Below are 14785 nucleotides of genomic sequence, written 5' to 3'. Positions count from 1 at the left end.
TGCGCGGACGTCCTCCCCTGGCGCTGCGCTGCCATGCTGGCGGTTGAACTCTGCTTCTCAGCGGTGTCTAACACATCATCAAGCTGTCGGCTTTCAGCGCGAGCCGGTGTGTGAATGACGTTCACCGACAGGAGGGCGGCATGGCGATTGCGGTTATCGATCCCGGGCACGGCGGGACCAGCGAGGTCGGAGGTTCGGACGCGAACCACGCCGAGGGGCCGATGGGGCTGCTCGAGAAGGACCTCACCCTCGACCTCGCGCGCCGCGTGTGCAAGGCACTCAATGGGTCGGACGTCGAGGCCCGGCTGACGCGCGACGCCGATCGCAACCTCGGCCTGAAAGCGCGCGCCGACATCGCCCGGCAAGCGCGGGCGGACGCCTTCGTCTCGATCCATTTCAATGGCTTCGACCACTCGGCGCAAGGCACCGAAACCTGGCACCACAGGTCGGCCTCGAGCGACTCGAAGGCATTGGCCACGCTCGTGCAGACGGCTGTCTGCAAGGCGACCGGGCTCAAGGATCGCGGAGTGAAGTCGAGTGGCTTCGGCGTGCTGCGACCCGAACAACACGCGGCCACGACAGCGGCCTGCCTCGTCGAGGTGAGCTTCATGGACGTCGCAGCCGAGGAGGCGCGCCTCGAGACCGACGCCTACAAGGACAAGATCGCCGCCGCGCTCGCCGGGGCCGTCAAGGGATGGCTGGTCGCTGACGGACGCATGGCCAGGCCCGAGCTGCTCGCCGCGACCGCTACCCCTCGCACCAGGCCCGAAGCGGAACCCCAGGACGGCTACGACGTGATTCAACTCGACGATGCGCAGACGAGCGAACGCGCCCCTCAGGGCGAGGTGGCGCGGATGGACCCCGCGGGCGCGCCGCGTCCCGCCGGGGAGACGTACGGCGGCGATCTGTCCCTGTCAATCGGCTTCCTCGCCAACCCGCGCGAGCGCGCGATCAACAGCGCGGCCGGCGTCGAGGATCTCGGCGCGATGTTGCGCGGCTGGCGCAAGGAACGGCTCTGCCCGCCGGACAGCGATGGCATCCGGCCGGAGATCATCATCGGCCGCGATGAGTCGCTCGAGGCCGCCTTCCTTGAGCGGCTCGCCAGGCAGCGCCAGGCGGTCGGTATCGTCCGTACCGAGGGAGTCGACTTTCTCGGCCGCCGCGGCCGCTGGAGTGGCACCGGCTTCCTGGTGGCGCCCAACATCCTGCTTACCAATCACCACGTGCTGAACTCGCCGGAGGTGGCCGAAGCTGCGGAAGTCGCCTTCGACTACGAACTGAGCGCCCAGGCGCTCGCGAGCGGGCGCAAGACCGAGCCGGCGCCGGGACGGCGCTATCGGTTGCGCCCCGACCGGCTGTTCGTGACCAGTCCGATCAAGGACGGGCTCGATTACAGTTTCGTCGGGATAGAAGACGTGCAGCTGGCCGATGGCGCGCTCATCCGCATGGAGCGGGTGGCCTTCGCGATCCAGCCCGAGGAGCGGGCCTTCATCATCCATCACCCGAGTGGCCGTCCCAAGCGCGTTTCACTCGACGACACGGACATCGTCACGGCTCGCCCCGACGGTGCCGTCCTCCACTATACGAGCGATACCGAGCCCGGCTCGTCAGGCGCGCCCGTGTTCGACCGCAGCGGCCGGCTCATCGCCCTCCATCATGCGTCGCAACCTAACCGCGATGGCATCCAGGACTCGGACGGACTCAGGCCGGAATACGTCAACGAAGGCATTAAGCTGGCCGCCATCGCGCTCGACCTGGAGGCACGCCGCGGCCGCGAAGCGAACGCCATGATCGACGTGATCCTGGGCGAAGTGTACGGGTCCGACACGCTCAGCGGTTTCTTCGGCGCCGCCGGGCGCCAGGTGGACGCCGCCCAGCCTGGCGCCGAGCGGGTGGTCGACCTGTATAACGCGACCACGCAGGACATCGACATCGGCTTCTGGAACATCGAGTGGTTCGCCAACCGCTACGACGAAAAGGTCGACGAGATCGCTACCATGATCGTCGACCTTGGCCTCGACCTCTGGGCACTCGTCGAGACCTCGCCGCCGGCGACGGCTGCGCTGGCAGAGACCATCGAGCGCAAGTTCGGGCTGCCAATGCGCTACCTCCATTCCGAACCCGACTCGCCGGAGTCGAAGCAGACAACCGCCGTTCTCTGGAACCCGGGCACGGTGGACGGCGAGCAGCTCGCCTGGCCGGCCGGGATCGACGCGCTGTTTCGTCTCCGTAGCGGCGACTTCGAGGCGGAGTCGCAAGTGGCGCCGAAGCCGGGCAAGATCTTCGACCGCTACCCGGCGCTATTTCGCTTCCGCGCACGCTCGGATGCGGGCGACGGCGTCGATTTCAACCTGGTGCCGCTCCATCTCAAGGCGATGGCCGAGGGCTGGAAGCGCCGGCGCATGGCGTCGCAGATCCTCGCGCGTGCCGTCAAGGAGATGATCGAGCGGCACGATGCCGACCAGGACTGGGTGCTGGGCGGCGACTTCAATGCCGAACTCGCGAGCGGGGATTTCGACCCGCTCATCAAAGCCGACTTCAAGCCCTTGTCGGCACAAGACGAGGCGGCCGGGGCGGTGAGCTACCTCAAGAGCCCGCACTCGCTCATCGACCATGTGTTCCTGTCGCCGAACATGTCGCGGCTCTACGGGCCGCAGGACTTCTTCATCCTCGCCAGGGAGAAGAGCCAGGTCGACTACCTCAAGCGCTTCTCCGACCACCGCCCGGTGCTGCTGCGCCTGTCCGCCCGCAGCGCAGGAACGGCGCCCGAACAGTGGATCGGGCCCGACCGCGCGCTCGACGAGCGGATCGACGCAGCCTTGCGCCGCGCGCGCGGTCGAGAGGGCGCGGATGCTTAACGGCGGCAGCTCAGGCGCAGGGTTTCGTTTTCGCGCGCGACCACCCGTACCGGTTCGTCGTCGCCGCAACGGTAGACGATGCTCAGGCGCTTCTCGACGTTACGGATCGGATCGCCGCACAACTGATTGTTGGCGGTGATGATGGCGCCGCCTCGCTCGACTTCCTGGCGAACGGCCTGGCGCGCGTCGCACATCGCGCCGCGCGCGCCATAAGTCGCTTCTTCGATATGCAGGCGGTTGCGGCCGTAGCCGCGGCCGCCGTCATCGCGGGCGGCGCGCTGGCCGGCGGCAAAACCGTCTTCGTAGCCACGGCGATACTCGGCACTCTGGGCGAACGCCGAGGTGGAAGCGGCGGTCAGGGCCAGGACGGCGGCGATGCGCATGATGGATTGGTTAGTAAATCGCATGGTTGTTCTCCGATTCAGTGATGAGTCGATGCTAGCGTGCCGCTAGTGCCCGCTCTGTACGTACGCCCACAGTGTGTCAGCGAATGGCTTCGAAAGCTGTTGATGGCGCTGTAAGAGAAGTTTCAATCTGTATCAGCGGGCGTTGGTTCTCGAATTGCCGGTCCCGTCAGGCCGACCGGTCCAGGTACTTGTCCAGCAAACCAACCGGCTTGTAGTGATCGATGCCTTCGAAAAAGCCGGTACTGATGACTTGCTGGGCCAAGATAATGCTCTGCCATTTGATTTGCCGGCATTTTCTTCCTTTCTTTATCTTCGAGAGCAAGTGGCTAATCGGCAGTGTAGGTCGGAAGTTTATTGGCGGCAATAGATTAATCCTTCTCATCGTAAGCGGAACAGGCTGCTGGAAAGCGGCCGCCGCATATAAATAACTGTATTTAAAATCGTTCGTTTTCTCCGGCGCCTGGAGTAATCTGGTCGAATGGATAACTACGACACGGAGCAGGCCGGCTCCAGCCATTGGCACCTCGGCCCCATCATCGACGCGCTGCGCACCTCGCGCGAATCGACCCACAACATCCGTCACCAGGGGCGCGTGCGCGAACTGCCTTCGCGCACCGTGCTGCGCCAGGTGATCGAAGGCGTGTCGGCGGCGCTGTTTCCGACCCATTACGGCCGTCCCGACCTGAACGACGAGAGCATCGATTATTTCGTCGGCGACACTTTAAATGTCGCGCTCGACCGCCTGGTCGAACAGGTGCGGCGCGCACTGCGCTTCACTCCGGGAATGGAGGACATCGCCGAGGCCGAACTGGCCGAGCGGGCGCGGGCGATCACGCGCCGCTTCGCCGCCAGCCTGCCCGAAATCCGCGCCTTACTCGTGTCCGACGTGCAGGCGGCGCTGGCCGGCGACCCGGCCGCCAGCTCGGTCGCCGAAATCATGCTCTGCTATCCGGGCACGATCGCCGTCCTCTACCACCGCCTGGCGCATTGCCTGCACCGTCTCGGCGCGCCCTTCCTGGCGCGATTGGCGGCCGACATCGCCCACACGCTGACCGGCATCGACATCCACCCGGCCGCCCAGATCGGCGCCAGCTTCTTCATCGACCACGGCACCGGCGTCGTCATCGGAGAGACCGCCATCATCGGCAAGCACGTGCGCCTGTACCAGGCCGTGACATTGGGCGCACGCCGCTTCCCGCTTGATGCGACCGGGGCGCTGGTCAAAGGCGCGCCGCGCCATCCGATCGTCGAGGACGACGTCGTCATCTATGCCGGCGCCACCATCCTCGGCCGCATCACGGTCGGCGCCGGCTCGACCATCGGCGGCAACGTCTGGCTGACGCAGAGCGTGGCGCCGGGCAGTAACGTGACGCAGGCGAAGATGTGCAACGACTAGGCTGCGGGGCGCAGCGAAGCAAGGGAGCCAGGCCCGTCGATCCGCACCTGGCGGCCCGGGTGCGTCTGATGCAGGCGCGGACCGGCGCCGAGCAGGCGTTCGCGCAACGTGGCGCCGCCGCTGTCGACCCGGTAACGCCCGCGCCGCTGCAGCTCGGGCACGACCAGTTCGACGACATTGCGCATGTCTTCATGCGGCAGCGCGTAGGCAAGATTAAAACCGTCGATGCCGGTCACGTCGAGCCAGGTCTCCAGTTGGTCGGCCACCTGCGCCGCATCGCCGGCCAGCACCGGTCCGCGGCCGCCGAGGCCGATGAACTGCGCCGCTTCGCGCACGGTCCAGCGTTTATCCGGATCGGCCACGCTGAGCGAAGCGAGCGCCGAGCGGCCGGCATCGGTGTCGATGTAGTCGATGGTGTCGTCCAATGCGTAGCGCGAAAAATCGACGCCGGTCCAGCCCGAGAGCAGGGTCAATGCGGCCTCGATGTCGATGTGCTGCCGGTAGTCGCGCAGGCGCGCCTGCGCTTCCTCCGCGGTGGCGCCGGTGACGATCAGCGCCTGGGCATACACCAGCAGGGCATCGCCGTCGCGCCCGGCGGCGCGGGTGGCGGCGCGCGCGCTGTCGACATAGCGTTTCACGATGCCCGGCGTCGGTCCGCTGACGAAAGTCGCTTCCGCATGGCGCGCCGCGAACGCCAGTCCGCGCGGCGAAGCGCCGGCCTGGTACAGGAAAGGCGTGCGCTGGGGAGACGGCTCGCACAGGTGGATGCCGGGCACCGTGTAGTGCGTTCCCTGGTGATCGATCGGATGCACCCGCGCCGGATCGGTGTAGATGCCGCGTTCACGGTCGCGCAGCACGGCGCCGTCTTCCCAGCTCTTCTCCCACAATTTATAGACGACCTCCAGAAATTCGTCGGCCAGGTCATATCTCGCGTCGTGCCCGAGCTGGTGCTGCTGGCCGAGGTTGCGTGCGGCGCTGTCGAGGTAGCCGGTGACGATGTTCCAGCCGACCCGTCCGCCGCTCAGGTGGTCGAGCGTCGACATGCGCCGCGCGAAGGTGTACGGGTGCTCGTAGCTGACGGCGGCCGTCACGCCGATGCCCAGGCGCGTGGTGGCCCCGGCGATCAGCGGCACCAGCGCCAGCGGATCGTTCAGCGGCAGCTGCACGCCGTGTCTTAACGCCGCGTCGGCGCTGCCGGCATACACGTCGTAGGCGCCCAGCACGTCGGCCAGGAAGAGCGCGTCGAAGCCGCCCGCTTCCAGCAGCTGCGCCAGCTCGACCCAGTACGCGGCGTCGAGGTAGGACGCGGCGCTGCGCGGATGGCGCCACAGTCCCGGCGACTGGTGGCTCGCCGTGTTCATCTGGAAGGCGTTGAAGCGGATCGGCCTGAGGGTGCTCATTGTGCGCTCTTCTCCAGCGCCAGCTGGTAGTCGGTCTTGGCGTAATCCGCAAACAGGCGGTTCGTCACCTCGAGGAATTCGCGCGAGCGGTAGGCGGCCGCGATGTCGCGCGCGAAGGGCTTGTCGCGGTCGGCCGTGCGCACGGCGACCAGGTTGGCGTAGCTCGGCGAGATGGTCTCGCGGCGCAGCGCGTCGCGCAGCTTGAGGCCGGAGGCGAGCGCGAAATTGCCGTTCACGAAAGCGTAGTCGGCATCCTGCAGCGAACGCGGCAACTGGGCTGCCTCCAGCGGCAGCAGCTTGATCTGTTTGAGGTTGGCGGCGATGTCCTTTTCCGAGGCCTTGATCGGGTCGATACCGGGTTTCAGCCTGACCCACCCGAGCTGATCGAGCATGACCAGGGCGCGCGCCTGGTTGGTCGGGTCGTTCGGCAGCGCCACCGTGGTGCCGGCGCGTACTTCGTCGAGCGACTTGTGCTTGTGGCTGTAGATCGCGATCGGCGCCGTCGGGATTTTCACGAGTTCCGACAAGGCCAGCTTGTGCTGTTCCGCGAAGCGCGTCAGGTAGACGATGTGCTGGAACACGTTGGCGTCGAGCGCGCCTTCGGCCAGGGCGAAGTTCGGCTGGATGTAGTCGTTGAATTCGACCAGCTTGACCTTGTAACCCTGGCGTTCCAGGATCGGCTTGATGCCGAGGCGGACCTGGTCGGCGTAGGGACCGGCGCTGGTGCCGATGACGACTTCCTTCGGGTCGCGTGCCTGGGCACTGAAGACCAAGCTCAGGCCGAGCAGGGCGGCGAACAAGGTACGGCGGGGAGGGCGCATGCGGGTAGTCCTTTCGGTAGTGAGTGAATTCAGCGTTTGTCGAGGCGGCGCGCCAGGCGGGTGCCGGTCAGCTGGATCAGCTGCACCAGCGCGACCAGGATCACGACCGTCAACACCATGACGTCGGTTTCGAAGCGGTAGTAGCCGTAGCGGATCGCCAGGTCTCCGATGCCGCCGCCGCCCACCACGCCGGCAACCGCCGAGTAGGAGAGGAAGCTGATCGCCAGCACGGTGAGCGAGAGCACCAGGGCGGCGCGCGCTTCGGGCAGCAGCACGCGCAGCACGATTTGCAGTTCCGAGGCGCCCATCGCCTGCGCCGCCTCGATCACGCCGCGCGGCACGTCGCGCAGGTTCTGCTCGACCAGGCGCGCGAAATAGGGGATGGCGGCAAACGACAGCGGCACCGCGGCCGCGAGCGGCCCGATCGAGGTGCCCGCCAGGCTGCGCGTGATCGGCACCAGCGCCACCATCAGGATGATGAAGGGGAAGGAACGCACCGTGTTCACGAACCAGCCCAGCACCAGCGCCAGCTTGCGGTTGTGCAGCGCCTGGCCGTCGGAGAACAGGAACAGCAGCACGCCGAGCGGGCCGCCGATGACGAGCGCGGCGATCAAACCGATGCCGAGCATGAGCGCCGTCTGCAGGAAGGCGGTCCAGAGTTCCGGCAGGATGGCGACGAGTTGGTCAGGCATGTGCATCTCCCCAGGCGGCGGCCGCGAAGGCCTCGGTGCCGTAATAAGCCAGTTCGCGTCCCAGCGCGGTCTTGCGCGGCGCGCTGTGGTCGTCCAGCGAAAACTCCTCGGCCACGATCCCGTGTTCGATCACGGCGACGCGGTCGCACAGGGTGCCGAGTACCTGCAGTTCGTGGCTGACGATGACGATGGTGACGCCCAGCTGGCGGTTGATGTCGCGCAGCGTTTCCAGCAGTTCGCGCGTCGTCTCAGGATCGAGTGCCGAAGTCGGCTCGTCGCACAGCAGCACCGCCGGCTGGCTGGCCAGGGCGCGCGCGATCGCCACGCGCTGTTTCTGGCCGCCCGAGAGCTGGGCCGGGTAGCTGGCCGCGCGGTCCGCCAGGCCGACCAGCGCCAGGCACTCCTCGACGCGCGCCTTCAGGCGCGGCGCGTTCATCGCATCGTGGATGCGCAGCGGGAAGGCGACGTTCTCGAACACCGTCGCGTTCTGCAGCAAATTAAACTGCTGGAAGATCATGCCGATGCGCCGCCGCGCATTGCGCAGTTCGCGCTTGCCGAGCCGCGTCAGCTCGGCGCCGTCGACGGTGACGCTGCCGCGGTCCGGGCGTTCCAACAGATTCATCAGGCGCAGCAGGGTCGACTTGCCGGCGCCGCTGCGGCCGACCAGGCCGACAATCTCGCCTGCGCGCACTTCGAGCGTCACGCCGCGCACGGCCGCGAAGGTGCCGCCGCCGGGCAGGGCGAAGCTGCGTGCCACATCGTCGAGCCGGATCGCGACGGCGGGAGGAGGAAGGGGCGCGTTCATCACGAATACGGGGTCGGGTCGGGCAGGCGGCCTTCCAGCGCGTAGCGCCCGAGGTCGCGCAATTTATAGTCGACCGGATCGTGCAGCGTATGCACGCGCGCATTGCGCCAGAAGCGATCAAAACCGAAACGGGCCGAGGTCGAGCGGGCGCCGGTCAGTTCGAACATCTCGTTGCCGATCTCGATGGCCGCGCGGTGCGCCAGTACCTTCGCTTCGGCGCCGGCCACCGCGACCTCGCCGCGTTCGCGCGCCGTCAATGCCGCGCCCTTCGCGAATGCGGCGTCGAGCAGCTGCGCCGCATGGTCGGCCAGCAGGGTTGCCGGGCGCAGTTTGAGCCACAGGTCGCCGTAGCGGTGCTGGATAAACGGGTCGCGCGTGGCTTCGTCGACGCCGGATGCGAACCAGGGGCGGGCCTGGGTCAGCGTATATTCGCGCGCCGCCTCGAAGGCGCCCAGCGCGATGCCGAGATACAGGTTGGTCATGACCAGTTGCGCCACCTGCGAGCGCAGCGTGGCCTGGGCGGTGGGCGTTTGTCCCGGTGCCTGCAAAACCAGCGCCGCGGGCAAATACACCTTTTCGAAACTGACGTTGCCGCTGTCGGTCTGGCGCTGGCCGAAGGCGTCCCAGTCGGCTTCGACCTGCACGCCCGGCTGGGCGGCGGGCAGCACCGCGATCAGGGCGGCGCCAGCCTCGTTGTCCCAGGCGGAGATCGTCAGCCAGTCGGCACCGACCGAACCGGAAGCGAAACTTTTGACGCCGTCGAGGACGTAGCCGCCGGGGATGGCACGCGCCGTCGTCCTGCGGTCGAGGGGATTCAATGCATTCCCCCAGAACAGCCCCTGCTGCACGCTGGCGCTGTACAGGTTGCGCTGCTGGACCGCGCTGCCGTACAGCGCGATGCCGGCCAGCTGCAGGTGGTGGAAGCCGAACACGTGGGCGAGGGCGCTGTCGGCGCGGGCCAGGCTGCGGATCACCGCGTAGACGGTCGACCAGGGTGCGCCTTGGCCGCCGAATTCCGTTGGAATCGACAGCGTCAGCAGGCCGCTGTCGCGGATCAGGCTGCGTTCGTGGGCAGCGTGGCCGCCGGCGCGGTCGCGCTCGACGGCAGTGGCGGCGAATTGTTCTGCCAGCTGTGCCGCCACGGCCAGCGGATCGGCGAATCTGCCGGAATCAGGAGTGCGCAACGGAAGGACGGAGGAAGACATCGGATGGGCCTTGATGAGTGAATGACAAACAGTGTGCATCGGCGTGTGCGCCGCGTGAACGAAGAAATCCGCCCGTCGATATGCGCAAAACCTTAAAACGCCGGACGCATATGGATGTGCAAAACGATTCGTGTCCTTTCGTCCCGGACCGCTCTAGGCTGTCCTCATCTGTGAACGAATGGACAACACCATGAGCATCATCCTGTTGGGCGGAAGCCCATCCCCGAACTCCTCGACCTCGCGCCTGCTGCAGCACGTCGGCAACCAGCTGGCCCCCTTCGGCCGGCGCATCACCCGGATCGAAGCGCGTGAACTCGATCCCCAGGCCTTGCTGGCGGCCGACTGCGGCGAGCCCGGTATCGCCCGCCTGCTGCACCTGGTGGCGCAGGCCGAGGTGCTGGTCGTGGCCACGCCGGTCTACAAGGCGGCCTACAGCGGCCTGCTGAAAGCGGTGCTCGACCTGCTGCCGCAGGATGGCCTGGCCGGCAAGCTGGTGCTGCCGCTGGCGACGGGAGGCAGCCAGTCGCACATGCTGGCGCTCGACTACGCGCTGCGCCCGGTGCTGGCGTCGATGGCGCCGCGCTCGATCCTGCCGAGCATCTATGCCACCTCCGACCAGCTCGGACGCCATCCCGACGGCAGCCTGGCGCCGGCACCCGGCATCGCCGCGCGCGTGGCGCTCGGTATCGAACAGCTCGGCGCCGAACTCGGCACCCGGCACGCCGCCGCGCTCGCGGCCTGAATTTCATCGCCCATTCATATAAGAGAGAACACCATGCACGATCACCCATCGCGGCCGGCGCGCCGCCGTACCCTCGGCCTGCTGGCGGCCGCAATCGCATCCGGTGCGGCCGCCGGCCTGCCCGGCCGCGCATTGGCCCAGGCGCCGAAGGAAGTGCGCATCGGCTACCAGAAGTACGGGACGCTCACCCTGCTCAAGGGACGCGGCACGCTGGAGCAGCGCCTGGCCGCGCAGAAGATCGCCGTCAGATGGACCGAATTCCCGGCCGGCCCCGTGCTGCTGGAGGGCCTGAACGTCGGCAGCATCGATTTCGGTACCGTCGGCGAGGCGCCGCCGATCTTCGCCCAGGCTGCCGGCGCGCGCCTGGTATATGTCGGCCACGAGCCGCCCTCGCCAGGCAGCGAAGCGATCGTGGTGCCGAAGGGCTCCGCCTTGCGCACGCTGGCCGACCTGCGCGGCAGGAAGATCGTGCTGAACAAGGGCTCGAACGTGCACTTCCTGTTAGTGCGGGCCCTGGAAAAGGCGGGCGTGCCCTGGGCCGAAATCCAGCCGATCTACCTGCCGCCGGCCGAAGCGCGCGCCGCCTTCGAGCGCGGCAGTGTCGACGCCTGGGTGATCTGGGATCCCTTCCTGGCCGCCGCCGAGCAGCAGTTGGGCGCGCGCGTGCTGGCCGACGGCCGCGGCCTGGTCTCGAACCACCAGTTCTATCTGGCCGCGCGCGGCTTCGTCGAGCAGCAGCCGGCGCTGACGCGCATCCTGTTGGAAGAGATCGCGAAGGTCGACGACTGGGGCCGGGAGAATCCGGCCGAGGTGGCCCGGATTCTCGCCGCCCAGACCGGCCTGCCGCCGAACGTCGTCGAGCTGGCGGGGCGCCGCTATGCGTATGGCGTCAGGAAGATCTCGCCGGAGGTCGTGCGCGAGCAGCAGCGCATCGCCGACGCCTTCCACAACCTGAAACTGATCCCGAAACCGCTGAATGTGGCCGAGGCCCTGCCTGCGGCGCCGCTCTGAAGGAAACACCATGTCCACCCCCAACATCTTCTGGTTCCTCCCCACCCACGGCGACAGCCGTTATCTCGGCACGGCGAAGGGCGCGCGCGCGGTCGATGCCGACTACCTGCGCCAGATCGCCGTCGCCGCCGACACCCTTGGCTACGACGGCGTGCTGCTGCCGACCGGGCGCTCCTGCGAAGACCCCTGGATCGTCGCGGCCTCGCTGATCGGCGCTACCCGCCAACTGAAATTTCTGGTCGCGATCCGCCCCGGCCTGTCGACGCCGGGTCTCGCCGTGCGCCAGGCCGCGACCTTCGACCGCCTGTCGAACGGGCGCCTGTTGATCAACGTCGTCACCGGCGGCGACCAGGGAGAACTGGAAGCGGACGGCCTGTTCGCCGACCATGCGAAGCGTTACGCCATCTCCGACGAATTCATCCGCGTCTGGCGCGCCAGTCTGGCAGGCGAGGGCGGGGCGGCCGGCTACGATTTCGAGGGCAAGCATATCCAGGTGAAGGGCGCGAAGACCTTGTATCCGCCGCTGCAGACGCCGCATCCGCCGCTGTACTTCGGCGGCTCGTCCGAGCCGGCGCACCAACTGGCGGCCGAACAGATGGACGTCTATCTGACCTGGGGCGAGCCGCCGGCGGCGGTGGCGGAAAAGCTGGCCGACATCCGCGCCCGCGCCGCGAAACACGGCCGTACGCTGCGCTTCGGCATCCGCCTTCACGTGATCGTGCGCGAGACCAATGAAGAAGCCTGGCGCGCCGCCGATGAACTCATCAGCCACCTGGACGACGAAGTCATCGCCAAGGCGCAGGCCGCGTTCGCGAAGATGGATTCGGTCGGCCAGCAGCGCATGGCGGCCCTGCACGGCGGGCGGCGCGACAAGCTGGAGGTCTCACCCAACCTGTGGGCGGGCGTGGGCCTGGTGCGCGGCGGCGCCGGCACCGCATTGGTGGGCGACCCGGAAACGGTAGCGGCCCGCATGCGCGAGTACGCGGACCTCGGCATCGAGACGTTCATCTTGTCCGGCTACCCGCACCTGGAAGAGTCGTACCGCTTCGCCGAGCTGGTGTTCCCGCTGCTCGGCAAAGGAAAAACGGGCGGCGAGCAATCGATCACCGGGCCGTTCGGCGAGATGATGGCCAGCGACATCGTGCCGAAGAAGGCGGCGTGATGGCGGCCGGAGCAAACCCGGCGCCGCGTGGGCTAACCGGGCTGCTGGCGCCCTGGGCCTTGCCGGCCTTGCTGGTGCTGGCCTGGCAGGTCGCGGCGCAGGCCGGCTGGCTCTCGAGCCGCATCCTGCCCGAGCCGCTGGCGGTGCTGCGCGCCTTCTGGACTTTGACGGTCTCGGGCGAACTCTGGATCCACCTGCGCACCAGCCTGTGGCGCGCCGGGGCCGGCTTTGCCATCGGCGCCGGCGCCGGTCTGCTGCTGGGTCTGTTGAACGGCAGTTCGCGGCGCGCCGAAACCCTGCTCGACACCAGCCTGCAAATGCTGCGCAACATCCCGGCACTGGCGCTGGTGCCCTTATTGATCCTCTGGTTCGGCATCGACGAGACCGCCAAGCTCTTCCTGCTGGCGGTGGGGGTGTTCTTCCCCGTCTATTTAAATACCTTTCACGGGGTGCGCTCGGCCGACGCCGGCCTGATCGAAATGGCACGCAGCTACGGGTTGTCGGGCTGGACGCTGTACCGCGACGTGATCCTGCCGGCGGCGCTGCCCGCTATCCTGGTCGGCATCCGCTTCGCGCTCGGCCTGGTCTGGGTGCTGCTGATCGTGGCCGAGACGATTTCGGCCCAGCAGGGGATCGGCTACATGACCATGAATGCGCGCGAATTCCTGCAGACCGACGTGGTGCTGGTCGGCATCCTGCTGTACGCGCTGCTGGGCAAGGCCGCCGACGTCGGCGCGCGGTTGCTCGAACGCCATTTCCTGCGCTGGAATCCGGCTTACCTTTGATTACTGTTAACGAGGACATATGCGGATCACAAGCGAAGAAACGCAGCGGGTCGCCGCTGCCAGCGACGCCGTCGCCTTGCGCGGGCTGACCAAGCGCTATGCCGGGCGCAACGTGCTCGACGGCATCGACCTGCGCATTGCTCCGGGCGAATTCGTGGCCCTGGTCGGGCGCAGCGGCTGCGGCAAAAGCACCTTGTTGCGCCTCGTCGCCGGGCTCGAGCAGGCAGACGGCGGCACGGTGGCGATCGACGGCGCCGGGCGCGCCGATGCACTGCGCCTGATGTTCCAGGAGGCCAGGCTGCTGCCCTGGAAGAGCGTACTCGACAATGTCGCGCTGGGACTGGCCGGGCGCGACGGGCGCGATGCGGCGCGCGCGGCGCTGGCGCAGGTAGGCCTGGAAGCGCGTGCCGACGAGTGGCCTGCGGTCCTTTCCGGCGGGCAGCGCCAGCGCGTCGCCCTGGCCCGGGCCCTGGTCCACGCGCCCGGCATCCTGCTGCTGGACGAACCGCTGGGCGCCCTCGATGCGCTGACCCGGATCGGAATGCAGCAATTGATCGAGTCGCTCTGGCTGCGCCACGGCTTCAGCGCCGTGCTCGTTACCCACGATGTCCAGGAGGCGCTGGTGCTGGCGGACCGGGTGCTGGTGCTCGAAGAGGGGCGGGTCGCGCACGATATCCGGGTCAACTTGTCCCGGCCACGTGAGCGTGGGAGTGCCGCTTTCGGTGCGCTCGAACGCGAACTGCTGGGACGGGTATTGGGTGCGCCGACCTAGATCGACAGCTGTTTTATTGACAGGTGGCAAGCTTCAGGCTTTCCACTATCTCAGGTTGCCGATTTTTGTTCCGTTAAGTAAATCATAAGGCAGTTTATTCCTTGTCAAGGAATTTTTTATCTGTAGGCGCAAATACAACAGTACCCTTCCTTTTGTCCTACACGACTACCTCACGAAGACGTACAAAAAATTGTCTGAATGAAAAAATTCTGTTCATTCGGTACCAATAGTCATTAATGACTCAGTGAAAGTTCGTCAGACTGCCCGGAAAACCCGGCTAACATGCATACAAATTGATACAAATATGCTCTTGGCTTAAACAAATTATATATGGAAACATTTCCTGTTACATATTGAAACAAGTTCCACGGGGAAAAATTACTGAAGGAAATTCGCTATGTTAGGTAGCGCACAATAGAATCCGCGTTTGACAAGAGGGAGCTCGTCCCCTATCGTCAGCAATTCGCGTCGAGCGAAGTTTTTAAACTGCAACACGTCCAACCAACGGATTCTGGGAGAAAATACATGGAACAATTCGAACCGAAGCACGAGGAAAAAGTGAAGGCAGTGAGCGTAGACGATGATTGCTTCTACATCGACCTGCTCTGCGGACTGCGCCTGAGCGGCCCGCGTCTGGTTTCCGTTCCTCTGTCCGAGGCAGAGAATCTGGCCGCGCCGCGCAATGCCGCGTTGCGCCAGCATTGGGAAGCAGCTCCCGCATTTGAATAA

The 14785-nt window shown here is 66.6% G+C and carries 14 protein-coding genes; 8 read left to right on the top strand and 6 right to left on the bottom strand.

What is annotated here, in order from left to right; translation table 11 throughout:
* Nucleotides 1–140: 140 nt before the first annotated feature.
* Nucleotides 141–2858, top strand: a complete 2718-nt coding sequence (locus tag LPB04_RS03420) for an N-acetylmuramoyl-L-alanine amidase (RefSeq protein ID WP_193687390.1) — start codon at nt 141–143, stop codon at nt 2856–2858.
* On the opposite strand, the gene LPB04_RS03415 is transcribed toward LPB04_RS03420, so the two are convergent.
* Nucleotides 2855–3265, bottom strand: a complete 411-nt coding sequence (locus tag LPB04_RS03415) for a hypothetical protein (RefSeq protein ID WP_193687389.1) — start codon at nt 3263–3265, stop codon at nt 2855–2857. The two genes, LPB04_RS03420 and LPB04_RS03415, sit on opposite strands and share 4 nt — an antisense overlap.
* Nucleotides 3266–3743: 478 nt before the next feature.
* On the opposite strand from LPB04_RS03415, the gene epsC reads away from it, so the two are divergent.
* Entirely contained in the window at nt 3744–4661 is a 918-nt protein-coding gene (gene epsC / locus LPB04_RS03410; protein WP_193687388.1) for a serine O-acetyltransferase EpsC, read from the top strand.
* Here the strand turns inward: epsC and LPB04_RS03405 are convergent.
* The 5 genes from LPB04_RS03405 to LPB04_RS03385 are packed head-to-tail and all read right to left on the bottom strand — an operon-like array spanning nt 4658 to nt 9584.
* Nucleotides 4658–6061, bottom strand: a complete 1404-nt coding sequence (locus tag LPB04_RS03405) for an LLM class flavin-dependent oxidoreductase (RefSeq protein ID WP_193687387.1) — start codon at nt 6059–6061, stop codon at nt 4658–4660. The two genes, epsC and LPB04_RS03405, sit on opposite strands and share 4 nt — an antisense overlap.
* Complete coding sequence (locus tag LPB04_RS03400) at nt 6058–6882, bottom strand: MetQ/NlpA family ABC transporter substrate-binding protein (protein ID WP_193687386.1); 825 nt, start codon at nt 6880–6882, stop codon at nt 6058–6060. The genes LPB04_RS03405 and LPB04_RS03400 overlap by 4 nt, the downstream gene beginning before the upstream one ends.
* A 29-nt stretch (nt 6883–6911) precedes the next feature.
* The gene (locus LPB04_RS03395) at nt 6912–7574 is read right to left on the bottom strand and encodes a methionine ABC transporter permease (RefSeq protein WP_193687385.1); all 663 of its coding nucleotides are present in this window, start codon (nt 7572–7574) and stop codon (nt 6912–6914) included.
* On the bottom strand, nt 7567–8379 hold the full coding sequence (locus tag LPB04_RS03390) for a methionine ABC transporter ATP-binding protein (protein WP_193687384.1): 813 nt from the start codon (nt 8377–8379) through the stop codon (nt 7567–7569). The genes LPB04_RS03395 and LPB04_RS03390 overlap by 8 nt, the downstream gene beginning before the upstream one ends.
* Nucleotides 8379–9584 carry an acyl-CoA dehydrogenase family protein gene (locus LPB04_RS03385; protein WP_193687383.1) on the bottom strand — a complete coding sequence of 402 codons (1206 nt, stop codon included), beginning with the start codon at nt 9582–9584 and terminating at the stop codon, nt 8379–8381. Before LPB04_RS03385 ends, LPB04_RS03390 begins: the two co-directional genes overlap by 1 nt.
* A gap of 190 nt (nt 9585–9774) precedes the next feature.
* Here LPB04_RS03385 and ssuE point away from each other — a divergent pair, with 190 nt between their 5' ends.
* The 6 genes from ssuE (at nt 9775) to LPB04_RS03355 (ending at nt 14785) form a co-directional block, all read left to right on the top strand.
* Nucleotides 9775–10326, top strand: a complete 552-nt coding sequence (gene ssuE / locus LPB04_RS03380) for an NADPH-dependent FMN reductase (protein WP_193687382.1) — start codon at nt 9775–9777, stop codon at nt 10324–10326.
* 33 nt (nt 10327–10359) lie between these two features.
* A complete protein-coding gene (locus LPB04_RS03375) occupies nt 10360–11337 on the top strand; it encodes a sulfonate ABC transporter substrate-binding protein (protein ID WP_193687381.1) in 978 nt (325 codons plus the stop codon).
* A 10-nt stretch (nt 11338–11347) separates the two neighbouring features.
* A complete protein-coding gene (ssuD, locus tag LPB04_RS03370) occupies nt 11348–12499 on the top strand; it encodes an FMNH2-dependent alkanesulfonate monooxygenase (RefSeq protein ID WP_193687380.1) in 1152 nt (383 codons plus the stop codon).
* Nucleotides 12499–13284 carry an aliphatic sulfonate ABC transporter permease SsuC gene (gene ssuC / locus LPB04_RS03365; protein ID WP_193687379.1) on the top strand — a complete coding sequence of 262 codons (786 nt, stop codon included), beginning with the start codon at nt 12499–12501 and terminating at the stop codon, nt 13282–13284. Before ssuD ends, ssuC begins: the two co-directional genes overlap by 1 nt.
* Nucleotides 13285–13303: 19 nt before the next feature.
* Nucleotides 13304–14056: an ATP-binding cassette domain-containing protein gene (locus tag LPB04_RS03360; RefSeq protein WP_193687378.1), complete on the top strand. Its 753-nt coding sequence runs from the start codon at nt 13304–13306 to the stop codon at nt 14054–14056.
* A gap of 525 nt (nt 14057–14581) precedes the next feature.
* Complete coding sequence (locus LPB04_RS03355; RefSeq protein WP_193687377.1) at nt 14582–14785, top strand: hypothetical protein; 204 nt, start codon at nt 14582–14584, stop codon at nt 14783–14785.

Origin of the sequence: Massilia litorea (assembly GCF_015101885.1) — a bacterium.
GTDB classification, from domain to species: domain Bacteria; phylum Pseudomonadota; class Gammaproteobacteria; order Burkholderiales; family Burkholderiaceae_D; genus Telluria; species Telluria litorea.
The sequence above is the reverse complement of the archived record's forward strand: the minus strand, read 5'-3'. Positions and strand labels throughout refer to the sequence as shown.